Origin of the sequence: Mesorhizobium sp. M0633, assembly GCF_040320645.1 — a bacterium.
Taxonomy (GTDB): Bacteria; Pseudomonadota; Alphaproteobacteria; order Rhizobiales; family Rhizobiaceae; genus Mesorhizobium.
On record NZ_JAMYQC010000028.1, the window covers coordinates 73,876 to 99,267 of the forward strand.

The 25,392-nt window shown below is 61.8% G+C and carries 29 protein-coding genes; 8 read left to right on the forward strand and 21 right to left on the reverse strand.

Annotation, left to right across the window (positions count from 1 at the left end):
- Positions 1 to 149 precede the first annotated feature (149 nt).
- The gene (locus tag NKI47_RS25485) at positions 150 to 503 is read left to right on the forward strand and encodes a hypothetical protein (protein WP_352593997.1); all 354 of its coding nucleotides are present in this window, start codon (positions 150 to 152) and stop codon (positions 501 to 503) included.
- 101 nt (positions 504 to 604) lie between these two features.
- On the opposite strand, the gene NKI47_RS25490 is transcribed toward NKI47_RS25485, so the two are convergent.
- Genes NKI47_RS25490 through NKI47_RS25505 form a run of 4 tightly spaced genes read right to left on the reverse strand, consistent with a single transcriptional unit; the run spans position 605 to position 3,347 of the window.
- Positions 605 to 1,345 (reverse strand): ABC transporter ATP-binding protein, encoded by a 741-nt coding sequence (locus NKI47_RS25490; RefSeq protein ID WP_352594024.1) that lies wholly within the window; start codon positions 1,343 to 1,345, stop codon positions 605 to 607.
- Positions 1,314 to 2,111 carry an ABC transporter permease gene (locus NKI47_RS25495; protein WP_352593998.1) on the reverse strand — a complete coding sequence of 266 codons (798 nt, stop codon included), beginning with the start codon at positions 2,109 to 2,111 and terminating at the stop codon, positions 1,314 to 1,316. The genes NKI47_RS25490 and NKI47_RS25495 overlap by 32 nt, the downstream gene beginning before the upstream one ends.
- Complete coding sequence (locus NKI47_RS25500; protein WP_352593999.1) at positions 2,108 to 3,094, reverse strand: ABC transporter substrate-binding protein; 987 nt, start codon at positions 3,092 to 3,094, stop codon at positions 2,108 to 2,110. The genes NKI47_RS25495 and NKI47_RS25500 overlap by 4 nt, the downstream gene beginning before the upstream one ends.
- A gap of 43 nt (positions 3,095 to 3,137) precedes the next feature.
- Entirely contained in the window at positions 3,138 to 3,347 is a 210-nt protein-coding gene (locus NKI47_RS25505; protein ID WP_023678830.1) for a hypothetical protein, read from the reverse strand.
- A gap of 364 nt (positions 3,348 to 3,711) precedes the next feature.
- On the opposite strand from NKI47_RS25505, the gene NKI47_RS25510 reads away from it, so the two are divergent.
- A complete protein-coding gene (locus NKI47_RS25510) occupies positions 3,712 to 4,092 on the forward strand; it encodes a c-type cytochrome (protein WP_352450669.1) in 381 nt (126 codons plus the stop codon).
- A 60-nt stretch (positions 4,093 to 4,152) separates the two neighbouring features.
- On the opposite strand, the gene gph is transcribed toward NKI47_RS25510, so the two are convergent.
- The 10 genes from gph to NKI47_RS25560 all read right to left on the reverse strand — a co-directional run bounded on the left by gph (position 4,153) and on the right by NKI47_RS25560 (position 14,139).
- A complete protein-coding gene (gph, locus tag NKI47_RS25515; protein ID WP_352594000.1) occupies positions 4,153 to 4,854 on the reverse strand; it encodes a phosphoglycolate phosphatase in 702 nt (233 codons plus the stop codon).
- The gene (locus NKI47_RS25520; protein WP_352594001.1) at positions 4,851 to 5,408 is read right to left on the reverse strand and encodes a thioredoxin family protein; all 558 of its coding nucleotides are present in this window, start codon (positions 5,406 to 5,408) and stop codon (positions 4,851 to 4,853) included. The genes gph and NKI47_RS25520 overlap by 4 nt, the downstream gene beginning before the upstream one ends.
- Positions 5,409 to 5,429: 21 nt before the next feature.
- Positions 5,430 to 6,116 carry a ribulose-phosphate 3-epimerase gene (gene rpe, locus NKI47_RS25525; RefSeq protein ID WP_352594002.1) on the reverse strand — a complete coding sequence of 229 codons (687 nt, stop codon included), beginning with the start codon at positions 6,114 to 6,116 and terminating at the stop codon, positions 5,430 to 5,432.
- Between the two features lie 62 nt (positions 6,117 to 6,178).
- A complete protein-coding gene (cbbX, locus tag NKI47_RS25530; RefSeq protein ID WP_352594003.1) occupies positions 6,179 to 7,117 on the reverse strand; it encodes a CbbX protein in 939 nt (312 codons plus the stop codon).
- Positions 7,118 to 7,124: 7 nt separating this feature from the next.
- The gene (locus tag NKI47_RS25535; protein ID WP_352594004.1) at positions 7,125 to 7,559 is read right to left on the reverse strand and encodes a ribulose bisphosphate carboxylase small subunit; all 435 of its coding nucleotides are present in this window, start codon (positions 7,557 to 7,559) and stop codon (positions 7,125 to 7,127) included.
- Between the two features lie 18 nt (positions 7,560 to 7,577).
- Entirely contained in the window at positions 7,578 to 9,071 is a 1,494-nt protein-coding gene (locus NKI47_RS25540; protein ID WP_502897016.1) for a ribulose-bisphosphate carboxylase large subunit, read from the reverse strand.
- A 21-nt stretch (positions 9,072 to 9,092) separates the two neighbouring features.
- A complete protein-coding gene (gene fba / locus NKI47_RS25545) occupies positions 9,093 to 10,172 on the reverse strand; it encodes a class II fructose-bisphosphate aldolase (RefSeq protein WP_352455612.1) in 1,080 nt (359 codons plus the stop codon).
- A 10-nt stretch (positions 10,173 to 10,182) separates the two neighbouring features.
- Positions 10,183 to 12,204 carry a transketolase gene (gene tkt / locus NKI47_RS25550; protein ID WP_352594005.1) on the reverse strand — a complete coding sequence of 674 codons (2,022 nt, stop codon included), beginning with the start codon at positions 12,202 to 12,204 and terminating at the stop codon, positions 10,183 to 10,185.
- Positions 12,205 to 12,214: 10 nt separating this feature from the next.
- Positions 12,215 to 13,087: a phosphoribulokinase gene (locus NKI47_RS25555; protein ID WP_352594006.1), complete on the reverse strand. Its 873-nt coding sequence runs from the start codon at positions 13,085 to 13,087 to the stop codon at positions 12,215 to 12,217.
- 5 nt (positions 13,088 to 13,092) lie between these two features.
- Positions 13,093 to 14,139, reverse strand: a complete 1,047-nt coding sequence (locus NKI47_RS25560) for a class 1 fructose-bisphosphatase (protein WP_352594007.1) — start codon at positions 14,137 to 14,139, stop codon at positions 13,093 to 13,095.
- A gap of 123 nt (positions 14,140 to 14,262) precedes the next feature.
- Here NKI47_RS25560 and NKI47_RS25565 point away from each other — a divergent pair, with 123 nt between their 5' ends.
- Complete coding sequence (locus NKI47_RS25565; protein ID WP_352594008.1) at positions 14,263 to 15,222, forward strand: LysR family transcriptional regulator; 960 nt, start codon at positions 14,263 to 14,265, stop codon at positions 15,220 to 15,222.
- 212 nt (positions 15,223 to 15,434) lie between these two features.
- Here the strand turns inward: NKI47_RS25565 and NKI47_RS25570 are convergent, their stop codons facing one another.
- Together NKI47_RS25570 and NKI47_RS25575 are read right to left on the reverse strand one after the other, a co-directional pair.
- A complete protein-coding gene (locus NKI47_RS25570) occupies positions 15,435 to 15,893 on the reverse strand; it encodes a nuclear transport factor 2 family protein (RefSeq protein ID WP_352594009.1) in 459 nt (152 codons plus the stop codon).
- A 111-nt stretch (positions 15,894 to 16,004) separates the two neighbouring features.
- Complete coding sequence (locus NKI47_RS25575) at positions 16,005 to 16,367, reverse strand: hypothetical protein (RefSeq protein WP_352594010.1); 363 nt, start codon at positions 16,365 to 16,367, stop codon at positions 16,005 to 16,007.
- A 79-nt stretch (positions 16,368 to 16,446) separates the two neighbouring features.
- Here NKI47_RS25575 and NKI47_RS25580 point away from each other — a divergent pair, with 79 nt between their 5' ends.
- From NKI47_RS25580 to NKI47_RS25595, 4 genes are all read left to right on the forward strand, one after another.
- The gene (locus NKI47_RS25580; RefSeq protein ID WP_352594011.1) at positions 16,447 to 17,025 is read left to right on the forward strand and encodes a TetR/AcrR family transcriptional regulator; all 579 of its coding nucleotides are present in this window, start codon (positions 16,447 to 16,449) and stop codon (positions 17,023 to 17,025) included.
- A gap of 37 nt (positions 17,026 to 17,062) precedes the next feature.
- Complete coding sequence (fabF, locus tag NKI47_RS25585) at positions 17,063 to 18,367, forward strand: beta-ketoacyl-ACP synthase II (protein ID WP_352594012.1); 1,305 nt, start codon at positions 17,063 to 17,065, stop codon at positions 18,365 to 18,367.
- Between the two features lie 66 nt (positions 18,368 to 18,433).
- A complete protein-coding gene (locus tag NKI47_RS25590) occupies positions 18,434 to 19,249 on the forward strand; it encodes an oxidoreductase (protein WP_352594013.1) in 816 nt (271 codons plus the stop codon).
- A 269-nt stretch (positions 19,250 to 19,518) separates the two neighbouring features.
- The gene (locus NKI47_RS25595) at positions 19,519 to 19,719 is read left to right on the forward strand and encodes a hypothetical protein (RefSeq protein WP_023678847.1); all 201 of its coding nucleotides are present in this window, start codon (positions 19,519 to 19,521) and stop codon (positions 19,717 to 19,719) included.
- Between the two features lie 27 nt (positions 19,720 to 19,746).
- Here the strand turns inward: NKI47_RS25595 and NKI47_RS25600 are convergent, their stop codons facing one another.
- The 5 genes from NKI47_RS25600 to NKI47_RS25620 form a co-directional block, all read right to left on the reverse strand.
- A complete protein-coding gene (locus NKI47_RS25600; protein ID WP_352594014.1) occupies positions 19,747 to 20,376 on the reverse strand; it encodes a hypothetical protein in 630 nt (209 codons plus the stop codon).
- The gene (locus tag NKI47_RS25605; RefSeq protein WP_352594026.1) at positions 20,376 to 21,236 is read right to left on the reverse strand and encodes a lanthanide ABC transporter permease protein PedC; all 861 of its coding nucleotides are present in this window, start codon (positions 21,234 to 21,236) and stop codon (positions 20,376 to 20,378) included. The genes NKI47_RS25600 and NKI47_RS25605 overlap by 1 nt, the downstream gene beginning before the upstream one ends.
- Positions 21,237 to 21,247: 11 nt before the next feature.
- Positions 21,248 to 22,036 carry a lanthanide ABC transporter ATP-binding protein PedB/LutE gene (locus tag NKI47_RS25610; protein ID WP_031212311.1) on the reverse strand — a complete coding sequence of 263 codons (789 nt, stop codon included), beginning with the start codon at positions 22,034 to 22,036 and terminating at the stop codon, positions 21,248 to 21,250.
- A gap of 98 nt (positions 22,037 to 22,134) precedes the next feature.
- The gene (locus NKI47_RS25615; RefSeq protein WP_352594015.1) at positions 22,135 to 23,100 is read right to left on the reverse strand and encodes a YVTN family beta-propeller repeat protein; all 966 of its coding nucleotides are present in this window, start codon (positions 23,098 to 23,100) and stop codon (positions 22,135 to 22,137) included.
- A 21-nt stretch (positions 23,101 to 23,121) separates the two neighbouring features.
- Positions 23,122 to 24,372 carry a lanthanide ABC transporter ABC transporter substrate-binding protein PedA1 gene (locus tag NKI47_RS25620; protein WP_352594016.1) on the reverse strand — a complete coding sequence of 417 codons (1,251 nt, stop codon included), beginning with the start codon at positions 24,370 to 24,372 and terminating at the stop codon, positions 23,122 to 23,124.
- Positions 24,373 to 24,614: 242 nt separating this feature from the next.
- On the opposite strand from NKI47_RS25620, the gene NKI47_RS25625 reads away from it, so the two are divergent.
- On the forward strand, positions 24,615 to 25,392 hold a 778-nt coding region (locus NKI47_RS25625), incomplete at its 3' end, for an alcohol dehydrogenase catalytic domain-containing protein (RefSeq protein ID WP_352594017.1).

Below are 25,392 nucleotides of genomic sequence, written 5' to 3' on the forward strand. Positions count from 1 at the left end.
CATGAAGCTGGCTCTTGTCGGTCGATAGGGCATTCCTCCTTTGGTCGTATACGCAGGCCATGGGAGCTTGACTGGCTTTGCGGCACGTCGCCAATTGGAGCGATGATCCCGTCTGGATGCATGGTGTCCAGGCCAACTGGAGGTTCCTCATGATAAGGTCTGTTGGATCTCTCACCTTGCCGGTGGCCTTTGCGGCGACGCTGGCCTTTGCGAACTTGGCCAGCGCCGCGGGAGACTACCCGACGGCAACGATTGCCGACTACGTGCTCGGCTGCATGCAAACAAATGGCCAGACACGTCAGGCGCTTGAAAGCTGTTCCTGCTCGATCGATGTTATCGCCTCGATCCTTCCTTACGATCACTATGAGAGGGCGGAGACCTTCAAAAGCATGTCGCTGACGACAGGGGAGGCCGCAGGGTTGTTTCGCGAAAGCGCGCCAGCGAAGGCGGCGCGCACGGAACTGAAACGCGCGCAGGCTGAAGCCGACGTACGTTGCTTTTAATCAGGCGAAACAGGCGCGCGTGGCGGTGCCTCACAGTCTCGCCGTTTTATTGGCCATTGGCTGCGAAATACGTTGCAATCCGCATTCGAGCCGTAAGGCGATCAGGCCACGCCCGGAAATTTTTGCTGGAACGACAGCAAAAGGTCGCTCATCACCTGTGGGTTGCGATGTTGCCGCGGCAAGCCTACGTCGAACATGCCGAGCACATGGGCAGGGCGCTGCGCAAGCACGATGATGCGGTCCGACAGCATCAGTGCCTCGCGCAGATTGTGGGTTACCATCAAGGCGGTCGTAGGCCGCGCTGACCAGACGGTCAAAAGCAATTGCCGAAGCCGCTCGGCGGTCTGTTCGTCGATGGAGGCAAAGGGTTCGTCCAGGAAAAGTACCGCCGGTTCGGTGGCGAAGGCCCTGGCAAGCGCTGCCCTGCGCGCAAGGCCGAGCGAAAGCTCCGCCGGATAGAGCGAGCGCATGCCGGCGAGGCCGAGAGTGTCAAACAGCTCGTCGAGACTCTTCGCTCTTAGGCTTTTCGGCAGCGCCAGCCTGACATTCTGCTCCACCGTCCGCCATGGCAGCAAAGTAGGCTCCTGGAACACGGCGGCGATGCGGTTCGAGCCGCCTTGCGGCAGTTGGAAAGAGCCGGAAAAGTCTTTGTCCAGTCCAAGCAGGATCCGCAACGTCGTGGTCTTGCCGCAGCCCGACGGCCCAAACAGGCAAGCGAATTCGCCCGGCCGGACCTCGAAGGACAGACCCTGAAGCGCCGTGATCGACACACCTTGCGCGGACCTGAAGGTCTTTTCGGCGATGTCGACCCTAAGCGGGACGGCGGCGCCAACGGGTTGCATGTCGTTCAATGGGCTGCACCAGGAGAAGTTCGATGACAAGCATCACCGCCACGAAAGCCAGCGTGTACGCGAGAATGGCGGCGACGTCGAAGAGCTGGAAATAGAGATAGATCTGGAAACCGACGCCATTGGAGCGGCCGAGCAGTTCGACCACCAGGACGATCTTCCATATGAGGGCGATGCCGGACCGCGAGGCCGCGGCAAAATAGGGCTGCAGTTGCGGCAGCAGGACATGGCGGATGCGCTCGAGTGGGGCGAAGCGGTAGACGGCGGCCATTTCGGCATAACGCGGATCAAACGCCCTGGCGCCTTCGCGCATCGTCACCACGACATTGGGGATCTTGTTCACGGCAACTGCGCCAATCGCCGCCGCCTCGTTGAGGCCGAACCAGATATAGGCGAGCACGATGACCACCAGCGCGGGAATGTTGAGAAACAGGACCACCCACGGACTGAAGAACCGGTCCGCACCGCGGTAGCTGCCGAGGATGACGCCGATGACCGAGCCGATAATCATTGCGGCGACGTACGCCGCAGCAACCCGTCCGAGCGTGGCGCCAAGATGATAAAAAAGGTCACCGCTCGCCGCTTCCCTGAGCAGTACCTGCCAGACCTGCCCTGGTGGGGGGAAAGCACGGCTTTGCCACAGATGAGCCGCGAGGCCCCACAGCAGGCAAAGTCCAATCAGGGAAACCGTTACCGTCAGCGCTGGTGTCAGCGGCGTCGCAAAGCCGGATCGACCCGACTTGTCTTCCGTTGCGGTCATTTCGCGAGTTCCGGCCAGAACGTGCCGGGCGCCATCTCGGGCGCCCTGCCAACCAGCTTCTCGCCGCCTATCGCGGCCAGCACGTGATAGAGTTTGCCCGCATCGACCGCTTCTTCGGCGACCGGCCGTCTGGGGATGCCCTGGCGATAGCGGTCGCGCAGTTTTTCCAGCTCCTTGCCTTCTGCGCGAATGAGCGGCGCCAGGCGCAGCCATTCTTCATCGGATCTGGCCAGCAACTCCTTGGCCTGCTTGGAGGCCTTGACGAAGCCCCGGGCGGCATCCGGATTGTCGTTCGCCCATTGGTCGTGGAAGACGTAGCCGAGCGCCGATACGGGGCCCGAGGCACCAAGCGCTTTCGCCGCATCATCCGCGCCGATCAACCGACGAAAGCCGTTGGCCTCGAGCCGGGCGCAGAAATGCCAGAAATTGAGCACGGCATCGAGTTCGCCTTGCATCGCCTTTTCAGAAATCAGCGGCGGCGCGCCAAAGACGACGTCACAGGCTGTCGGCAGGTCGAGGCCGTGATCGCGTCTGGCCAGCGCCTGGACCAGTAGCCAGCTCTTGTCGAGCGGGCCGCCGGCGACACCGATTTTCTTTTCCTTGAGGTCGGCGAGCGTCCGGATCGGCGATTCCTCGTTCACCATGATTGCCCCTACGGCGGTCGAATAAGGGGCCAATGTAAGGTCGCCGCCCTCGGAGCGCTGGCGCGAGACCCACAGCCAGTCGGTCACGATCATGTCAATCGCGCCGGCCAGCAGCGCGACGTTGGTCGCATCCTCCCCGGCGAAGTAGACGATTTCCAGATCGATCCTGTTGGCCTCGTCGAGCTTGTGGCGTTTCAACGTATCGAGTTCCCAGCTCACGGTGCCGAACTTCAGGACACCAATTCGGACCTTAGCTTTCGCAAAGACGGCAACCGGCTTTGAGGCGAGGATGGCCCCCAGAGCCGCCAAGCGCAGCGTCGTGCGCCGCGAAATCATCATGGCGTCTCCTCTTGTAGGGTCGTCGACGAACCAGGAATGTCGATCAAATCGCTCGTTCCTTGCTCGGAACGGCACATTTCCAGCGCACGACCTTGAGACTCGGATGTTCCTGAGACCATTTTGCGATCTCGGCGGGCGCCAGGAACATGCATTGGAACAGAGAGCCGCGGCTCTCGAAATAGAGATGTTCATCTCGGCAATTGCCCGGATTGGCGCTAAGGCACACCGTTAATATGAGATCGACCATGTCCATTTGGCACTTATCGTCGCCTGCGCGGCGAACTCTCCAGAGTTCGTGCTTTGGAGTTGCGCGGATTCCTGAAGGTGCCCAAACAGCAAACCGGTTGGAGTGAGGCTACGCGTTCGGCCAACAGGCGTCAATGATGTGGACCGCGTGTCGCTACACACTTCCCTTCGCGCAGTCGGGAAACGAAACAGGACCTTTGTACGATTGACTTCCTTCATCGGCAGTCTAGCTTTTCGAGGCGTGCAGGTGCTGCCAGTCCGGGGAGGAAGGACGAATAGTTCGCTCTCCCGCTTTAAAACGAATGCCGGCGATCAAGGCATCGACACGCGTAAAGTGTCCCGGGCACTCACACGATCAATGAGGAAATGCCATGCGCGCAGTCGCATTTTTCGCCGCCGTGTCCGTCGCCACCTTTGTCACTACCCAGTCTCAGGCACAGGATGCCGCGGCGGGTGAGAAGGTCTTCGCCAAATGCAAGGTCTGCCACGTCGCAGACAAGGACCAGAACAAGGTCGGTCCGTCCTTGAACGGCGTTATCGGCCGAACGGCCGGGACGCATCCGGGGTTCAGCTATTCCAAGGCCATGACCGAGGCCGGCAAGTCCGGCGTCAAATGGGATGAGGCCACGCTGACGACCTACCTTCGCGATCCCAAGGCGATGGTCAAAGGAACCAAGATGGCGTTTGTCGGCCTCAAGAAAGACGAGGACATCGCCAACGTCATTGCTTATCTGAAGCAATTCTCAAAATAACGCGGTACCGCCGGCCGTTGGACTGCGCTCGGCCGGCGTTGGCTCGGCTTTGCGCATGGGTCACGCAGCGTCTTGCAGCCTCTGCATCGCTGACGGCAGATCGAACAGGCTGTCGCAAACGAGGTCGGCGCAAAGCTCTTCAACGGGAATTTGGCTGTATCCGCCACGCAGCAGAATGACGGCCATGCCGGCGGCGCGGGCGGCGGCCACGTCGGCGCTACTGTCTCCGACCATCAGCGTGTCACGAGGTTCGACCTGAAGCAGGTCGAGCGCCAGCAACAGCGCGTCTGGCGCCGGCTTCAAGTATGTCACCGCGTCTCCGCCGACGATCGCGCCGAGATAGTCCGTCAGCCGAAAATGCAGCAGGATTTCGCGAGCTGCCAGCTGCGGCTTGTTGGTCACCACGGCCATGGCTATTCCGCTCAAATGCAAGTGCGTGAGAACCTCCCTGACGCCAGGCATCAGCCTCGTGCGGCCGGTCAGATGCCTGCGATAGATCGCCGCCATGACGCGGTTGGCCTCATCGAGTGCAGTGCCGAGGAGCGGCGTGCCGGAAGCCGCGAAGGCTCGTTCGACCAGTTTCCTGATGCCGCCGCCGATCATGGCCTTGACCTGATCCAGCCGCAGCGGCGGCAGATCGTGTCCGGCCAGCAATTCGTTGACGGCGGCCGCTATATCAGGCGCCGAATCGACCAGCGTGCCGTCGAGATCGAACAGGATCGCCTTGGGCGATCGAAACGGCCTGCCTGCGCCGACGTTCATGCAGCATCCTTCCACTTGATCGAACAGCCGATCGAAGCGATCTGGTCCAGCGGTCCGTCGCCGGTTCGGGCAACCTGCTTCATCGCCTCGAACAGGTCGCGCCTCAGTCCGGGCGATTCGGCGTCGCGTCGCGACGCGTCAAGCCGGCCGCGGTATTGCAGCGTCAACTCGCTGTTGAGCCCGAAGAAATCCGGGGTGCAAACGGCTCCGTAGGCACGCGCCACCGTCTGGTGCTCGTCATGGAGATAGGGGAAAGTGAAGCCGTTCGTCCTGGCAAAGAGCTTCATCTTGTCGAAAGAATCATCTGGATAGGCGTCGCTATCGTTGGAGTTGATCGCGACAAAGCCGATGCCTTCGGCCTTGAGGTCATTGGCATCGTGCACCATCCGTGAAATCACCGCCTTCACATAGGGGCAGTGGTTGCAGATGAAGGCCACCACCAGCCCGTTCGGGCCGGCGTGGCTTAAGATCCAATGCGATGTGCCGTCGACGCCGGGCAAAACGGCGTCGATGGCTCGCCAGCCGAAATCGCAGACAGGTGGGATTGCCGCCAAGATTTCCTCCGATGAAATGGTTTACGCCGCTTTCCGGATCGCCCCGTCGGCCGCCTGCCTGATGGTGCCGATATTGGCGCGATAGGCAGCCTCGGTGCCGCCCTTAAAGATGGCCGAGCCGGCGACCAGCACATTGGCGCCGGCCGCGGTGACCAGCGGAGCGGTCTCGGGCGAGACGCCGCCGTCGATCTCGATGTCGATCGGACGATGGCCGACCAGCGCCTTGACCCGCCTGACCTTGTCGACGACCGCCGCAATGAAGGCCTGGCCGCCGAAGCCCGGATTGACCGTCATCAGAAGCACCAGATCGAGCCGGTCAAGTACATATTCGATGACGCTTTCCGGCGTTGACGGGTTCAGCGACACGCCGGCCTTCTTGCCGAGATTTCTGATTGCCTGCAGCGAACGGTCGAGATGCGGTCCGGCCTCGGCATGCACCGTAATGATGTCGCAGCCGGCATCGGCGAAGGCGCCGAGATAGGCGTCGGCCGGCGCGATCATCAGGTGGCAGTCGAAGACCTTGTCCGTTCGATTACGGATCGCCTTGACCACCGGCGGACCGAAGGTGATGTTGGGCACGAAATGGCCATCCATCACATCGAGATGGATCCAATCGGCACCCGCCCGGACGACCGCTTCGACCTCGTCGCCGAGCCGCGAGAAGTCCGCGGAAAGCACCGAGGGCGCGATGATTGTCTTGGTATCCATGATCGTCGGCTCCCATTCTGTCGTCCGTTTCCGGTCGCTGCACACCAACCGGCGTCATTTTGTCAGCGCGCCTTCGTGTCCGGTTCGCCTTCGAGCTTGCCTTCCGCCAACACGCGGCTGCCGCGAATATCGGATTCCTCGATGGTGATAAGATCGATTTTCGTCAACGCCCGGTCGCGCGATGCGAAAAGCCGGCTGGCCTGGCGAAGCCGCGCCCGGTCGAGGCTATTGCGAACGGAGCGGGCATTGGAGAAATGCGGCAGCCGCATGCGGATCGGGAGATACTCTTCGAGCGCCTTGGACGCCGCCTCGCTGAGCCGGTAATTCTGTTCCGCCAGCATGATCTCGGCGATCGATTTGAGTTCGCTGACGCCGTAGTCGGGAAAGTCGAGGTGGTGGGCGATGCGCGAGCGCATGCCGGGATTGCTGTCGAAGAAGCGGTCCATCTTGTCCTTGTAGCCGGCAAGAATCACAACCAGATCGTCACGGTTGTTTTCCATGCACTGCAGCAGGATTTCGATCGATTCCTGGCCGTAGTCGCGTTCGTTCTCGGGCTTGTAGAGATAGTAGGCCTCGTCGATGAAAAGCACCCCGCCCATGGCGCGCTTGATCACTTCGCGGGTTTTGGGCGCGGTGTGGCCCACATACTGGCCGACGAGATCGTCGCGCGTCACCGCGACCATATGCCCTTCGCGGACATAGCCAAGACGATGCAGGATTTCGGCCATTCTGAGCGCCACGGTGGTCTTTCCGGTACCGGGATTTCCCGTAAAGTTCATGTGCAGCGTTGGTGCGCCAGAGATCAGCCCGAACTTGCGGCGAAGCCGGTCGACCAGGAGCAGCGCAGCGATCTCGCGGATGCGGTTCTTGATGGGCTTCAGGCCGACGAGTTCGCGGTCGAGCTTGTCCATCACCTCGTCGATGTTGGACGCCTCGAACTCGGCCTGTAGATCAACCGATTCGCCCTGCGCGGCAGCGCTCTTTGCTATCGCGTCCAGCATGGTTCGCCTAGCTCCGTTCGCCTTCGGGCCTGTCGGTCGCATAAGGCACGATCGAATAGCTCTGACTGCGGCCGTCACGTTCCTGGCGCAGCAGCCGGAACCCGGGTTCATTGGGTGGCCGGTTGACGATGAATGACATGCGCGGTGCTTCCCAGCCCTTGGTCGAATCGAAGGCGGTGACCCGGACATACATGTTGGGCATGGCTTTCCGGCAATTGTTGACTTCAAGCAGGATGCCCGCCGGGTCCCTCAGGTCGAACATCGGGTTGCCGTACATTTCCCAATAGGTGTTTCGCGGATGCGGATCGTCCGTGTATTCGACGCTGACCGCCCAGTGGTTTTTCAGCGCGTATTTGATCTGCGCCGAAATCTGCTCATCGGTTAGCTCGGGCAGGAACGAAAACTGTCCCTGCGTGACCTTGTTTCCGGGATTGGTCATCATGGCGACGGTTCCTTTCGTCTAGAAGCTCGGCGTTGCGGTTGGCACAAAGTCGGCCGTGTCGGTCGATTCGTAGTTGAAGGTGACGTCCTTCCACGTCTCCAGGGCCGCCTTGAGCGGCGTGCACCATCTGGCCGCCTGTTCGAGGATTTTGGTCCCTTCGCGCAGATAGTCGCGGCCCTCGTTGCGGGCGAGGATCATCGCCTCCAACGCGACGCGATTGGCCGTCGCGCCGGCCTGGATGCCGTCCGGATGGCCGATCGTGCCGCCGCCGAACTGCAGGATGACGTCCTCGCCGAGATAATGGATCAACTGGTGCATCTGGCCGGCATGGATGCCACCGGAGGCGACGGGCATCACCTTGTTGAGCGAGGCCCAGTCCTGATCGAAGAACAGCCCGGTTTCGAGGTTCTTCGGCGTGCGCTCCTCGCGCAGCGTGTCGTAAAACCCCTTGATCATCAGCGGGTCGCCTTCCAGCTTGCCGACCACCGTGCCGGCATGGATGTGATCGACGCCGGCCATCCGCATCCATTTGCAGATGACGCGAAAATTCATGCCGTGGTTCTTCTGGCGCGAATAGGTCGAGTTGCCGGCCCGGTGCAGGTGCAGGATCATGTCGTTGCGGCGTGCCCACTTGGCCATCGACTGGATTGCCGTGTAACCAATGACGAGGTCGATCATGACGATGCAGGAGCCAAGCTGTTTTGCAAATTCGGCGCGCTCGTACATGTCCTCCATCGTGCCGGCGGTGACGTTGAGATAATGGCCCTTGACTTCGCCGGTGGCGGCCGACGCCTTGTTCACAGCCTCCATGCAGTAGAGGAAGCGGTCGCGCCAATGCATGAAGGGCTGTGAGTTGATGTTCTCGTCATCCTTGACGAAGTCGAGGCCACCCTTCAGCGCCTCGTAGACGACGCGGCCGTAGTTGCGGCCGGACAGGCCAAGCTTCGGCTTCGTCGTTGCGCCGAGCAGCGGCCGGCCGAACTTGTCGAGCCGCTCGCGTTCCACCACGATGCCGGTCGCCGGGCCCTGGAAGGTCTTGAGGTAAGCCACCGGGATGCGCATGTCCTCGAGCCGCAAGGCCTTGACGGCCTTGAAGCCGAACACGTTGCCGATGATCGATGCAGTCAGGTTGGCGATGGAGCCGGGCTCGAACAGGTCGAGGTCGTAGGCGATATAGGCGAAGTACTGTTGCTCGATCCTGGTGCCTGGACCTGTGTTCGGGACCGGCTCGGATTTGAATGCCTTGGCGCGGTAGAGCTCGCAGGCGGTCAGCCTGTCGGTCCACACCACGGTCCATGTCGCGGTAGAGGATTCACCGGCGATGGCTGCGGCTGCTTCCTCGTGGTCGACGCCGGGCTGCGGCGTGATCCGAAACATGGCGATCAGGTCGGTCTCCTTGGGCCGGTAGTCCGGCTCCCAGTAGCCCATCTTCTTGTAGGGGATGACGCCCGACCTGTAGCGTTCCTTGCCTTCCTTGAGCGTGCCTGCTGAGGGCATGTCGATCTTGTTCATGGCAGGTCTCCTGTTTGCCGCTCAGGCGGCTTTCGCGGTTGCGATTTGGGGGTCGAGCTTTCCTGCGGCGTAACGTTTCGCCATCTCATCCATGGCGATCACCCTGATCTTCGACGCGTGGCCTGCGGTGCCGAAGCGTTCGAAGCGATCGCGGCAAAGGTCGCGCAGGGCGTCCATGGCGGGTTTCAGGAATTTACGCGGATCGAATTCGCGCGGGTCCTCCGTCGCAACGCGGCGGAACTGCCCGGCCATGGCCATTCGGCAATCGGTGTCGATGTTGACCTTGCGCACGCCGTAGCGGATGCCGCGCTCGATTTCCTCGACCGGGACGCCAAAGGTCTGGGGCATCTCGCCGCCATAGTTGTTGATGATGTCCTGCAGTTCCTGCGGCACGGAGGAAGACCCGTGCATGACCAGATGCGTGTTGGGCAGCTTTTCGTGGATCGCCTCGATCACCTGCATGGCCAGGATACCGCCGTCAGGCTTGCGGCTGAATTTATAGGCGCCGTGCGAGGTACCGCAGGCGATCGCCAGCGCGTCGACCCGGGTAGCCGTCACGAAGTCGACCGCCTGATCGGGATCGGTCAAAAGCTGGTCATGGGAAAGCGCACCTTCGGCGCCGTGCCCGTCCTCGGCCTCGCCCTGGCCGGTTTCCAGCGAGCCGAGCACGCCGAGCTCGCCTTCGACCGAAGCGCCGACCCAATGTGCCATGCGTGCGACACGTTCGGTGATGGCGACGTTGTAATCGTAGCTCGCCGGTGTCTTGGCATCCGCCATCAGCGATCCGTCCATCATCACCGAGGTGAAGCCGTGGCGGATCGCCGATAGGCAGGTGGCCTCGTTGTTGCCGTGATCCTGATGGATGCATAGCGGAACGGCCGGATGGATTTCGGTCAACGCCTCCATCATCTTGGCCAGCATGATGTCATTGGCATAGGAACGGGCGCCGCGCGAGGCCTGGATGATAACCGGCGCATCGCAGGCCCTGGCGGCCTCCATGATGGCGAGGCCCTGTTCCATGTTGTTGATGTTGAATGCCGGCACCCCGTAGCCGTGCTCGGCGGCATGGTCGAGAAGCTGGCGAAGGGTGATGCGGGCCATGGTCGTCCTCCTAGATGATGAGCTTCAGCGCCGCTGCCGCGACGGCTTCGGGCGTGATGTCGAAATGCCGGTAAAGGTCCGGGGCAGGGGCGCTGGCGCCGAAACCGGCCATGCCGACGAAAGTGCCCGTGTCGCCGATCCAGCGGTCCCAGCCGAGCCGTGCTGCGGCTTCGATGGCAATGCGGGGCGCCGAGCCGAGGACGGCCTCGCGGGTGCCGGCGTCCTGCTCCTCGAAAAGCTCCCAGCACGGCATCGAGACAATCGCGGCGGCGACGCCGTGCTCGGTCTCCAGCCGTAGGGCGGCGGCAACCGCGATTTCGACCTCCGAGCCGGTGGCGATCAGCGTCACCGCGCGGTGCCCGGCTGGCTCGCGCAGGATGTAGGCGCCCCGGCTCGACCGGTTCTCGTCGCTGTGTGGCTCGTCGCTAGGTGCTTGGCGCAGCATCGGCAGGTTCTGGCGCGAGAGCACCAGCACGCTTGGCCGCTTCTCGCTCTTCAGCGCCAGTTCCCAGCACTCCGCCGTTTCGATGATGTCGGCCGGACGGAAGACGTTGAGGTTTGGCGTCGCCCGCAGCATCGCCAGGTGCTCGACCGGCTGGTGGGTCGGGCCGTCCTCGCCGAGACCAATGGAATCATGCGTCATCACATAGATGACGCGCTGGCCCATGAGCGCCGAGAGCCGCATCGCGCCGCGCGCGTAGTCGGCGAAGCACAGGAACGTGCCGCCATAAGGCACGAAGCCGCCATGCAGTGCGATGCCGTTCATGGCTGCGGCCATGCCGTGCTCGCGGATTCCGTAGTGGATGTACCGGCCGGCGTAGTCACCCGGCGCGATGCGGTTCATACCCTTGGTGATCGTCAGGTTCGAATGCGTCAGATCGGCGGAGCCGCCGACGGTCAGTTCGGTTGCGCCATTGATCGCAGCGAGTGCCATTTCCGAGGCTTTTCGCGTTGCAACCTTGGTGGCCTTCCCGACATGTTCCTTGCGGAAGGCGCCGAGCGCTTCGAAGACCGCGTCGGGCAGGGCGCCGGCGACCGCGGCCTCGAAGGCCTGGCGCCGCGGCGAGGCGGCAAGCCGCTGCTCCCAGGCGCGGCGTGCCGCTTGACCGCGGCCGGCAATCTCGCGCCAGGCGAAAAGGATATCGTCCGGCACCTCGAACGGCGCGAAGGCCCAGCCGATGTTTTCGCGCGTCGCGGCGATCTCCGCATCGCCCAGCGGCGCGCCATGCGTCTTTTCCGAACCGCCCAGATTGGGCGCTCCCTTGCCGATCACCGTGCGGCAGGCGATCAGAGACGGCTGGTCCGATTGCTGCGCCGCTTCGATTGCCGCCGCAACGGTTTCGGTGTCGTGGCCGTTCACCGACTGGACATGCCATCCAGCGGCTTTGAACCGCGCCGGCTGGTCCATCGATGTCGACAGGGAAGTGGGCCCGTCGATCGAGATCGCATTGTCGTCCCAAAAGACGATCAGCCGGGAGAGCTTCAGGTGACCGGCAAGATCGATCGCCTCGTGGCTGATGCCTTCCTGCAGGCAGCCGTCGCCGGCGATCGCGTAGGTGAAATGGTCGACGAGATCGGCGCCGTGGCGGGCCGCCAGCATGCGCTCCGCCAGCGCCATGCCGACAGCGGTCGAAATGCCTTGTCCAAGCGGGCCGGTCGTCGTCTCGATGCCAAGCGCATGGCCATATTCCGGATGTCCGGCGGTGCGGCTGCCCAGCTGGCGAAACCGCTGCAATTCTTCGATCGGCATGTCTTCAAAGCCTAGCAGGTAATGCAGCGCATACTGCAGCATCGAGCCGTGCCCGGCCGACAGCACGAAGCGGTCACGATCGGGCCAGTTGGGGGCCGACGGATCGATATTGATGAAGCGGCTGAACAGCACCGTTGCGACATCGGCCATGCCCATCGGCATGCCCGGATGACCGGAATTGGCCTTTTGGACGCTGTCCATCGCCAGTGCGCGAATGGCGTTGGCCATGTCGCGTTCCGAGACGGCGGCGACGGGCTTCAATGCTGCTGCCTGGCTGTTCATGGCGTCCTCCTCACGACACACGGTTCTTGCGTTCGATCAATTGCAGGATGAGCGGCGTCAGGATCAGCTGCATGGCAAGGTCGAGCTTGTTGCCGGGCACCACTATGGAATTCGGCCGCGACATGAACGAGTCGTGGATCATCGAAAGCAGGTAGGGGAAATCGATGCCGCGGGGATTGGCGAAGCGGATAACCAGCATCGATTCGTCGGGCGTCGGAATCCAGCGCGCAATGAATGGATTGGACGTGTCGACGATCGGCACGCGCTGGAAGTTGATGGCGGTCTGCGAAAACTGCGGGACGATGTAGCGGACATAGTCCGGCATGCGACGCAGGATCACGTCCATCACCGCCTCGGTGGAATAGCCGCGCGTTGCCCGGTCGCGATGGATCTTCTGGATCCATTCGAGATTTATGACCGGCACCACGCCGATCTTGAGGTCCGCGTGCCTGGCCAGGTTGATCTTGTCGGTGACGACGCAGCCATGCAGGCCCTCGTAGAAGAGCAGGTCGCTCGGCGGAAATTCGCGCCATTCGGTGAAATGTCCCGGCCGCGTGCCGTACTGCTTCTCCTCGTCTTCGTCATGGATGTAGGTGCGGGTCTTTCCGGTTCCCCGGCGGCCATATTCCTCGAATACCTCTTCGAGGATTGCCAGCTCATTGGCCTCGGCATGAAAGTGGGTGAAGTTCGGATTGCCCGCCTTTTCCTCCTCGGCCACCTTCGCCTTCATCGTGGCGCGGTCGTAGCGATGGAAAGCATCGCCTTCGATGAAGGCGGCCCCGATGTTCTCGCGCCGGAAGATCAGTTCGAAGATGCGCTTGACAGAGGTAGTGCCTGCGCCCGACGACCCGGTGATGGTAATGATGGGGTGCTTTGCCGACATGGTCTTCAGGCCCTGAAAAGGCCGCGGCGGCTGAAAAGCGGCGCGCGTTCGCCGATGGCGCTCGGTTCGGTGTGGTAGCGGGTGATGCGCGCGACTTCGCGCGCCGATCCGAAAACCATGGGCACGCGCTGGTGCAGGTTCTCTGGTTCGATTTCGAGGATGCGGGTGATCGTATCGGTGGCGGCACCGCCCGCCTGTTCGACGAGATAGGCGATCGGGTTTGCCTCATAGACGAGGCGAAGTCGCCCCTGCCTGTAGCCCTTGCGCTTGTCGCCTGGATACAGGAATACGCCGCCGCGCATCAATATGCGGTAACAGTCCGCGACCAGGGAGGCGATCCAGCGCATGTTGAAGTCCTTCTCACGTGGGCCTTCGGTGCCTTCAAGGCAGTCGTCTATGTAGAGCCGCACCGCCTCGTCCCAATGCCGGTAGTTGGCGGCGTTGATGGCGAACTCCTGGGTTCGCTGTGGGATGATCCGGCTCTCGTAGGCCTGGACGAAGGTGCCGAGCCGGGTCGAGAGAACGAAGACATGCGTACCGCTGCCGAGCGACAGAACCAGCGCCAGCTGCGGGCCGTAGATGAAGAAACCGGCGCCCAGCTGGTTCACGCCTGCCTGCAAAAAGGAGGCGGCCGGATTCCCATCCGGCGCACCAATTGCAGGGAGGAGCGAGAAGACCGTTCCGATCGACACGTTGGTGTCGATGTTGGATGAGCCGTCGAGCGGGTCGATGGCGATGGCAAGAGGCGCTTGCCTGTCGAGCAGCACCGGCTGCTCCAGTTCCTCGGAAGCGTAGAGCGCGATCGGAGCGTGGCGCATGGCATCGAGGAAGATGTCATCGGCGAAGACATCGAGATCCTTCTGGATGTCGCCGTCAGCATTGGCGCCGCGGGTTCCCGCAAAGGCCGTGCCGAGCACCCCTTGATTGATGGTGTTGCGGATCGTGGTGGCCGCCTGCGTCAGCTGACGGATGGTCGCTACGACGGCGGAGCGCAGTTCGTCCGGCTCGCCAAGATAGGAGTTCAGAAAAGCGTCGAGCGTTGCCGCTGGCATCGTAACCTCCCGATCCAGCCGCCTCTCCTCGGGTCGGCCGGATTGGGAAAGGAGAACAAACGACGCTGGATAAGTAAAATTCAATAACTTTACTTAGGCAGTAAAAAAATTTTAGTATGCCATATGAGAAACCTCACGCTCAAGCAGTTCAAGACCGTTCAGGCGATCATTAGCCACGGAAAAATCGTCAGCGCGGCCAAGGTGTTAGGCCTGTCTCCTCCAGCGGTAACGATCCAGTTGCGGCAGGTGGAGGAGGAGTTCCAACTGGCCTTGTTCGACCGGACGTCGGACGGCATGCGTCCCACTGCCGCAGGTCTGGCCTTCGTCGAGACGGCACAGGCCATCGAGGAGCGGCTTCGTCTGCTCGAAGACAAGATGGATGCAATCAAGGGCGTGCGCGCCGGCAGCTTGCGGCTCGGCGTCGTTTCCACGGCCAAATATTTCGCACCGCGGCTGATGGCCGCCTTCATGAAGGAACATCCCGATATCGACATGCGCCTTGCCATCGGCAACCGCGCCGAGACGATCGACAATCTGAAGAACCACGACATCGATATCGCGCTGATGGGACGCCCGGCCAAGGAAGTCCCGGTGCGTGCTTCGGTCTTCGGCGATCACCCGCTGGTCATCATCGCACCGCCCGACCACCCGCTGGCGTCGGCACGCGACATTTCCAAGGAGCGGATCGCCGAGGAGCATTTCCTCATTCGCGAGCCCGGCTCCGGAACGCGCATCTCACTGGAAATATTCCTGAGCGACGTCCCCGGCCGCATCGACGATCTCGGCGTCGAGATGGACTCGAACGAGACCATCAAGCAGGCGGTGATGGCCGGGCTCGGTATCGCATTCATCTCTGCCCACACCATCGCTGCCGAAACCGAAGCCGGCCGGCTGGTTATCCTCGACGTTGTCGGCATGCCGATCCGCCGGCAATGGTTTTCAGTGATGCGCAGCGATCACGCGATCTCGCCGGCGATGGCGACCTTCCACGATTTTCTGATGCGCAAGGGCGCGATGTACCTGCCACTGTTCGGCAAGCTCTATCCGCACGAGGAGCCGAACACCAAACGTGGCGCGACTTAGGGCGCGCGGTCCAGGCGAACGCTTCAGACAAACGATGGTGCATATCAGTGGCTGATCGGCTTTGATCTCCAGACCGATGTCCACGCGCCGAGGATAGGGAGACATCGCTGGTGGCACGCATTTGCGGAGCCGAGGCGACCGCCCTCCAAGCGCTGGGCCACGCGGTAGCGCCCCCGCGTTCACGGAACGGGTGGGCTTTGACTGAGCGTCTGCTAGCCTACAATTGGTTCGGCGACGGCTTCTTCGAGGCCAGCTGCCGCTTGGGCGGCAAGACCGCGGGCCGCTGCTTGTGAATCGTAAAATTCCTCAAGTGCATAGACTCTGCCCCACCGCAGGGTGAACACGTGGAGACCACGGTTGACGTACGACGCGTCGCCATTGAGCAGTGTTGCGGTGCCGTCCCACTGGACAAACACGGTGGTATGCCACGGCCAGCCCTTCACCCAGATGTGGTTGACCGTGAGATGAAGATTGGGCAGGACGCGGCCGAGGCGCTCAAACCAGCGGCGCATGGCTTCTTTGTCGTGGCGCTCACCACCAAGCGCGTGGGCGCCGGAAACGCGGTGATGGACATGCAGCGCGAGTGCCTTCACCGCCTCATCCCAGCGATGGTTGTTGACGTGGTCGAAGCTCTCTCGGATCGATTTCTCGACAAAATAACTGTATAGCATTTGACCTCTCCCCAAACTTATTCGATGGCGTGATCGAGGCACCGTGTGGCGAGCCGAGCGGACGCGAGAGTCCACGGCCAGCAGCACGCCGGCTGCGGTCTGAACTTCGGCTCAGCGTATTGTCGCGTCGGCTCGCAGATGCATGTCAGTCTCGGTCGACACCGTCACCTCATCCCCGGACCTTGAGAACGCGTAGAGCGCGTCCTGGTGGCCCGGCATGGAAAATGCCACGGAGTCGTCGTCGGCGAGGCCCATGACGACGCGCAGCGGATCGCCCCCGGTCTTCGGCGCGAAGGTGGCGGTGACCTCCAGGAGGCCGCCGTCGACCGGAACGTAGTAGACAACCATGTCAAGGTGTCCCTCGTGCAGGCTGCCGCCCTCGATCGGGCGTCCGATGGTGGCTCCCTCGGCAAAAGCCGGGGTCGCAAGAAACAGCGCGGCCAGGAGCGATGCGCTCAGGGTTTTGCGGATCATTTCGCATCTCCTTTTTAGATTGCGTTCGAACTCTATATAGGCTATAGATTACGAACGCAATCTAAAAAAGAGGTCAACAATGCGCGTAAGTCGTACTCAGGCAGCGGAAAACCGAGAAACCGTCATCAACGTGGCAAGCCGCCTTTTTCGGGAGCGCGGCTTTGATGGTATCGGCCTTAAGGATCTGATGAAGGGTGCCGGACTGACCCAAGGCGCGTTTTACAAGCAGTTCGCATCCAAGGACGACCTGGCGGCGCAGGCGTCCAGGCGGGCGATGGAGAGCGCCACCCGTCGATGGTCGGCCGCGACTGCGGCAAACCCTGATGATCCGCTTGGCGCGGTGATCGCGTTCTACCTCAGTATGGATCATCGCGGAGAAAAGATGGACGGCTGCCCGATCGTGGCGCTCGGCTCGGATGCCGCCAGACAGGGCAAGGACGTGAAAGCGCCGTTCGAAGCCGGGATCAAGGAGCATCTCGAGATCCTCGGCCGTTTCATTGCTGAGACCAGTGGCGGGGAGTTCGATGGCAGGGCCATGGCCATTCTCTCGACGATGGTCGGTGCGCTGATGTTATCCCGCGTCATCAACGATCCTGACCTCGCGCAGGCCTTTCTGGATGCGGCGGCCAATCAGGTTCGTGAATCAGCCGGCGCTTGAACGGCGTGGCGGCGCGCCCGAACTGACAGGAAAATAGATGCGACGGATTGTTGTTACGGGCATGGGAGCGGTTACGCCCCTTGCTGCCGATGTTGAAACGTCCTGGTCGCGTCTCCTGGCCGGCCGCTCGGGCATCCGGAGGCTTGCGGATGATGTGGTGTGCGACCTGCCGGCGAAGGTCGGCGGGGTGGTGCCCTCCACAGAAGAAGATCCGGACGCTGGTTTCGATCCGGAAGCCATCCTTCCGCCGAAGGATCAGCGCAAGGTAGACCGGTTCATTCTCTTTGCGCTGGCCGCGGCACAAGAGGCGCTCGCCCAAGCAAGATGGGCCCCCGTCTCGGAAGCGGATCGCTTGCGCACGGCCACGATCATCGCCTCGGGCGTCGGCGGGTTCCCGGCCATAACCGAGGCGGTGCGCACGGTCGACCGGCGCGGCGTCCGCCGTCTATCACCTTTTACGGTGCCGTCCTTCCTGGTGAACCTCGCGGCAGGCCACGTCTCGATCCGCTATGGCTTCAAAGGTCCGCTCGGTGCACCCGTGACGGCGTGCGCGGCCGGCATTCAGGCGATCGGCGATGCGGCTCGCCTAATCCGCGCCAACGAGACCGATATTGCCGTGTGCGGCGGGACGGAAGCATGCATGAATCTTGTCAGCCTCGGTGGGTTTGCCGCGGCACGCTCTCTTTCGACGTCCTTTAATCACCGTCCTGATGAGGCCTCCCGACCGTTCGACAAGTCGCGGGACGGCTTCGTCATGGGCGAAGGAGCCGGCATGCTGGTCATCGAGGAATTGAGCCACGCGCTGGCGCGCGGCGCAAGACCGCTGGCCGAGCTTGTCGGCTACGGCACGACGGCGGATGCTCATCACGTCACCTCCGGTCCCGAGGACGGCGACGGTGCGCGCCGGGCCATGGAGATCGCAATCGCCCAAGCAGGGATTTCGCCCCGCGAGGTTCGTCATCTCAATGCCCATGCGACCTCCACGCCGGTGGGCGACCTGGGTGAGATCGAAGCGATCAAGAGCGTGTTCGGGCGCGATTTCGCGATAGCTGTCAGTGCAACGAAATCGGCGACCGGACACCTGCTCGGAGCCGCCGGCGGGCTCGGAGCAATCTTCGCAATCCTGGCGCTCAGGGATCAGATGGCACCGCCGACCCTCAATCTGAGCGCTCCCGATCCGGCCGGCGACGGGATCGACTTCGTCGCAAACCGGGCCCGGCCGATGGCGATGGGCTATGCAATCTCCAATGGCTTCGGCTTCGGAGGCGTTAATGCCAGCGCTCTGTTCCGGCGCTGGACGGATGATCTGGCCGGCGCGAGTACCAGAGGCGCTCATGATTGACGCCTTTCGCTCCGACCTGTCGTGCTTCTCCCACGCCAATCCAAAACGAAGAAAGAAGTGATCTCCATGAACAAGACCAATCTAGGCGTCGCCCTGGTGACAGGGGCATCCAGCGGTATCGGGCACACAACGGCCAAAGCCCTGCAGAACGCGGGCTTTCGCGTGTTCGGAACCAGCCGTCGCGCGGTCGTCGACCGATCCGATGGCGTTACCATGCTGGCCTGTGACGTGACAGATGACACGTCCGTGGCGAAACTTGTCCAGGACGTGCTGGCCGAGACCGGGCGCATCGACCTGCTTGTCAATAATGCCGGCGTTGGCCTGCTTGGTGGCGCGGAGGAGTCCTCGATGGCCCAGGCCAGGTCGTTGTTTGACGTGAACGTCTTTGGCGTTATGCGAGTAACCAAAGCGGTGTTGCCGACAATGCGCCGCCAAGGCAAGGGCAGAATCGTCAATTTGAGCTCGGTGCAGGGGTTTATTCCAGCTCCCTATTTCGCGCTTTATTCGTCGACCAAGCATGCCGTTGAGGGCTACTCCGAATCGCTCGACCACGAACTGCGTACTTTCGGAATTCGCGTCGTGTTGGTGGAGCCCGCCTATACCCGCACCTCATTTGAAGAAAATCTCGCCAGGCCGGATCAGTTGCTTGACATCTATGGCTCTGCTCGCGCTGGCATGAATGCAGCTGTGCGGAAAGCGATGGAAAAAGGCGATACGCCGGAAGTGGTGGCCAGGACCGTTTTGGCGGCTGCGACCGATCCCGCTCCGAAGGGGCGCTATGCGGCTGGAAAAATGGCGCGCCAGGTCAGTTTCCTGCGCCGTTTCGTCCCCGCATCCGCATTCGACAAAAGCCTGCGAAAGCAACTCGGGCTCCCGGTTTGATGACATCGACGAACACCCGTGAAGATCGGAATCATCGACGCTGGAAACATCGGCACCACGGTGGCGCGGCGCAACCTGACGCGATTGCTCTGGAGAACGCCCTGCGGTCGTTGGCGTTAGATTAGCGCCATGTTATATTGCGGCGCGAAAGAGCGGGGGCCACGTTCCTTTCACACCGTAAGTGATCCGTATGTGCGATCCCTGCAGACTGGTCGGTATCACGGAAACTCCCGGGCATGGGGTTCGGGAATCGATGGGGACAAGGGGTAATGCTCTACACGCTCGTTATGATGGTCTGCCTGACGGATGTGCCGCAGACCTGTGAACAACGCGAACAGATGGTGGACGGCCTGGCGATGAATCCCGGGACCGCCTTCATGCAGGCGCAATCGCTGGTAGCCCAGTGGATCGAGACGCATCCCGGTTATTTCGTTCAGCGCTGGCGCGTGCTGCCCGGCCGTGGATCGTGATATCCGCCGCGAAGATCGAATGAGGTTCTATTTCTTCGCGGCGAGCGTTTCCGAGACGGCCTTGGACAATTGATAAAGCCGCTGCTCGATTAGCGTCGGCACTTCACAGACGTAGGTCAGTGATTGGACGCGTTCATTGAAAATTCGCGTTGCGAATTTCAGCTGTTCGGTTCGCCGATCGATCTCTTCGGGATCTGCATCCGGCGTTGCCCGCAATGCATCGACCTCGGACGCTTCCTTGCGCAACGCGGCGGCCATTTCGAGCTGCTTGTGGGCGTAGCGGGAAATGCCGGAGATCACCTGCGAGCGCTCGGCGTCCAGGTGGTCGAACATGCCTTGCACCATCATCGTCATTTTGGGTGCAAGTTGCTCGGCCGGCAAGGAGGCGGCGAAATCCCTGATCTTCTTTTGAGCTTCCGCAATCGGCATCCGGCGAGCTGCCACTTCCTCGATCAGGGCGGAGATGGTGGGGTCCTTCGACCAGTCCTTCGCGGCTGAAGGAAGGTCCGGTCCGCTCCAGATCTGGCCGAGCGAGAGTTGCGGCACCTTGCGCTGCATGCAGGGCCAGTCTGGATCGGGGTCGGCTGCCATGGCGTTGACGCCCGGCGCGAGCATGGCGACCAGAGCCAGACCGCGAACATGGATCATTCGCGCCATCAGGCATTTCCTCCCGTGTCCTGTTTGCGGGTCATCAGGCCGCGCGAAGGGTCGTAGGCGATGATGGCGGCGGCAAGGAACAGCAGCGTGCAGCCGGCAACGACGCCCAGCGACAGCCAGTCAACCTGGCCGTAGAAGGCGAAGCGGATCAGTTCGACGGCGTAAGTAAATGGATTGGCGAGGCAGATTTTGTAGAGCAGGGGGCTAGCCTCCTGGATACGCCACAAGGGATAGAGTGCCGGAGAAGCGAAATAGCCGGGAAAGATGACGAAGTTCATGATGCCAGCGAAGTTTTCGAGCTGCTTGATCATTGAGGACAGAAGCATGCCGAGCGCGCACAGCATCATGCCTGACAGGAACAGCGCCGGCAGCACGGTGAGATAGCCAAGCGGCGGGGCCTTGACGCCCCAGAACCAGGCAACGATCAGGAACGCGTAAACCTGCGCGATCGACACGGCGACACCGGCGAACATCTTCGAGATCAGTAAAAACCAACGCGGGAAGGGGCTGACCAGCAGGGTGCGCATGTTGCCCATTTCGCGATCATAGACCATCGACAGCGAAGACTGCATGCCCGAAAACAGCAGAATCATGCCGCACAGGCCCGGCGTGATGTAGATTTCATAGAGCACGTAGGTCTTGTAGGGCGGGATGATCGATACGCCGAGCACCTGCCGGAATCCGGCGGCAAAAATGAACAGCCAGACGAGCGGCCGAACCAGCGAGGATATAAAGCGCTCGCGCTGATGCAGGAAGCGCAGGCACTCCCGCACGACGATCCCTTTGAGGCAAACAAGGTAGTGGTGGAGCCCAAACTGTTCGAACTTCACCGGCGTGAGGGCGGCGACTTTTGCGGGCATTGCGGGAGCGCTCATGGCGACATCTCCGCGATGCCGCTTGTTTCGATGCGGTTGAGCCTGGAAAAGGCGTCGCGGATCGAACTGGCACCGCTCGTCGCAACGACATCGGCCACCTTACCCTTGGCAACCAGGTCGCCCTGCCGCAGCACGACGACGTGGTCGCCGTCTTCGACCTCATCGATCAGATGCGTCGCCCACAGCACACCGATGCCCTCGGTTTCGACGAGTTTGCGGATGGTGGCCAAAATGCCCGCACGCGACTGGATGTCGAGACCGACCGTCGCCTCGTCGAGCAGCAGCAGGGAAGGGCGGTGGAGCAGCGCCCGCGCGATCTCGATGCGCCGCATTTGGCCGCCGGAAAGACTGCGTGCCTTGTCATGCTGACGGCCCTGCATGTTGACTGTATCGAGCAGCGCGGCAATGCGCTGCCGGGCTTGGTGTCCGCCAATGCCATGCAGCGAGGCGTGGTAGGAGAGGTTCTGGTGGACGCTGAGGTCGAGGTCGAGCGTGCGTGCCTGGAATACGATGCCGACACGCCTGAGCGCTTCGCCCGAAGCGCGGCTGACGTCATGGCCGAAGATGCGGATCGATCCGCGGCGGGTGCCGTAAAGATGGCTGATCAGTGAGAACAAAGTTGTCTTGCCGGCCCCATTGAGGCCGAGCAGCACGGTGAAAGTTCCCGGCGCGATCGAGAATGAGACGTCCTGGAGCGCTCGCTTCGGACCATAGGAATGGCTGATGCCGGCAACATCGAGCGCTGCCACCTCCTCTCCAGCTCCGCTTGTCCTCACATGCTGCATGCCGCTGGCTCCTTCGGGGCGCGCTGGTTATCTAGTGCACTTGCAACATCCCCGCGGCAAATATTCATCACGTCGGCCTCCCTGATCATTGCTGCGGTCTAGTGGGGCGATATGGCCACGCCCCAAGGCTGCTGGCCCACCGTAACCGATTGAACCGGCTCGTCCGTCGCCGTGTCGATGAATGTGATGTCGTTGGAATTGCCGTTGGTGGTGATCAGCGTCTTCTGATCGGGGGTGAAGTCGAGATGCCAGACGCGCTGGCCGACCAGGATGTATTTTTCCACCTCGTAGGTTTCGGTGTTGATGACGGCGACGTGGTTCGCTGGGCCGAGCGCGACATAGGCTTTCTTGCCGTCCGCGCTGATTGCGATGCCGACCGGCTGGATGGTTTCGGGCCGCAGTCCCGCAATCGCGAACTGGATCTTCTTCACCACCTCGTGTTTGAGACTGTCGATGACGCTGACGGTACCGCCGATTTCGGCACTGACCCAGATCTGTGATCCGTCGGGCTTGAATTGCGCAAAGCGCGGACGCGTGTCGACCAGGACGTTGTCGGTCACCTCATGGCTGTCGGTGTCGATGAAATGCGCCATGCTGGTGGTTTCGGAGGTGTTGACCATGGTTTTGCCATCGGGACTGACGGCCATGCCTTCAGGCTCCACCCCAACGGGAATCTCGGTCATGACCTGCTTGCTCTCGACGTTGATCGCGGTGACGAGATTGTCGTCCTCGTTGGCGACGTAGAGCGTCTTGCCGTCGGGCGAAAGCACGAACAGTTCGGGATCGGGGCCTGATGGCAGCGTGCCAACGATCTGCAGCGTCGCGGTATCGATGATTTCGATCGTATCGTCATCGCTGGCGCACAAATAGATGAACTTGCCGTCATGCGAGATGGTGATACCGCGCGGCCTCTGGCCGACTTCGACGGTCTTCACCACTTGCATCGTCGCCGTGTCGACGACCGTTATCGTATTGTCTTTCTCGTTGGAGACATAAACGGTGTAAGCCCACGCCGGATTGGCCATGAAGCCGAGAATGGCGAGTGCGCAAGCTCGTCTCTGCACGAAAATTCCTCCCGATTGGTTCTACTTAAGGACGCATTTCGTTTCCGGCTGATCGACGCCGAGCGTATCGAGCTCGGAGATCTGGTGGAGATAACCCTCCTGTGGCGATGTCGAGACCACGGATTTGGTGTCGCCGAGCAGGATTGGCTGGCGAAGCTGATGGTTCCACTGGCGGAAGGTCAGCTTCTGTCCCTTGAAGGCGGCGACCGAGAAATCGTCCGAGCCGATGTAGTCGCTGATCTTCTTCGGATCGTCGCCATTGGTCCGCGTGCTGGCTTCGCCCACCGCCCGCACCGCCGTCCAGGCCGACATATCCTTGGACAGCATTCGCCGGCCGGTCGTCTTCAGGAAACGGCTTTGCATTTGAATGCCACCCCATTGCTCGCTCGCGGGATGCCAGGACGATGCGACAAGACCGGCCGTGCCAGCGACCAGCCGCGGTGTCCAGGTGCGGTAGGGCACATAGGTTCCGAACACCTCGCTCTCATCGGCGACAAGCACCACGTCATGCTCCGGCAGATCCTGCGTGAACACGGAAATCTGCTGCTGTATCTGCGTGGCGCCGGTGTCGGTGCGGCGCGCCGTGCCGGTGTCTTTGAACTCCTTCTCGGCGACGATCTGACCGCCGAAGCGGGCCGCCGCGCGGCGCAACGCGTCCGCATAGAGATGATCCCGCTCATGCGAACCGTAGAGCAGCACCCAATTCGGCCATTTCTTTACCACGAGATACTGCGCCAGCGCGTCAGCCAGCATGCTTCGCGTCGGCGCGATATGGAAAATATTTATGCGGCAGTCTTCCTCGCGCAGGCTGTCGTCGGTGGCACCGACATTGAAGACCAGAACGCCCTTGTCGCGGGCGATGTCGGCGATCGACAGCAATTGCCTGGCCGAGAGGTCAGCGACAACATAGCGGTCACCTTTGGCAATCAGATCGTTGAACGCCTCAACCGCGTCGGCGTCCGGCTTGACCTCGGCTATGTCGAGGCTGAATTTCTGGCTGAGGAACTTTCCTGTCGTGTTGTTATCGCCGATCGCCACATTGGCGCCGGCGACACCTTCGTCGCGTGGCGGCAGGTCCAGCAGGGAAAGCGCCAGTTGCGGCGCGTAGGCCCGCAAATAACCTATTCTGATTTCGGTTATCTTTCTTTCCGGCCTGTCGGCTGCGACCGGTTGCTTGCCCGTCACTTCCTGGGCTATCACGCCTGTAACGTTGGCGGTCTGGAAAAAAAAGCACAAAAAGGCCGCGAGAGTGCCTGGCACCGCGCTCGTCATCGATAAAACTGCCCATTCTTGCACTAAAGTCCGATTGTTCCCGGACCAGCGCGAATTCAAGGTGCCCACAATGAGCTTAGCGGACGCCACAAGATTTATCAAAGCCCTGCAAGTGGACTTACGTGTCTGCTTTAGTCCTATTCCTTTTCGCGGGGATACGGCGATGAATGAGCGTGTTGCGGTCTCATCCGCAGCAATGGCGGAATGTGAAACTCTATGGGTCGTCATGGGAGGATTGCCTGATGAAAACGCGCGCCGCTGTCGCCGTCGCCGCCGGAAAGCCGCTGGAGATCATGGAGGTCGACCTCGAAGGTCCGCGTGATGGCGAGGTGCTGGTCGAGATCAAGGCAACCGGCATCTGCCACACCGACGAGTTCACGCTGTCGGGCGCCGACCCGGAAGGCCTGTTTCCGGCGATCCTCGGCCATGAGGGCGCCGGCATCGTCGTCGACGTCGGCAAGGGCGTCACCTCGGTCAGGAAGGGCGACCATGTCATCCCGCTCTATACGCCGGAATGCCGGCAGTGCCCGTCCTGCCTGTCGCGCAAGACCAATCTGTGCACCGCCATCCGCGCCACGCAGGGACAGGGCTTGATGCCCGACGGCACCTCGCGCTTCTCGATCGGCAAGGACAAGCTGTTCCACTATATGGGCTGCTCGACCTTCTCCAACTTCACCGTGCTGCCCGAGATCGCGGTGGCCAGGGTCAATGCCGACGCCCCGTTCGACAAGATCTGCTACATCGGCTGCGGCGTCACCACCGGCATCGGCGCTGTGATCAACACGGCCAAGGTCGAGCAAGGCGCGACGGCGGTCGTGTTCGGCCTCGGCGGCATCGGCCTCAACGTCATCCAGGGCCTGCGCCTTGCCGGCGCCGACATGATCATCGGCGTCGACCTGAACAACGACAGACGAGCCTGGGGCGAGAAATTCGGCATGACGCATTTCGTCAATCCGAAGGAGATCGACGGCGATGTCGTGGCTCATCTCGTCAACATGACCAAGCGCGGCGCCGACCAGA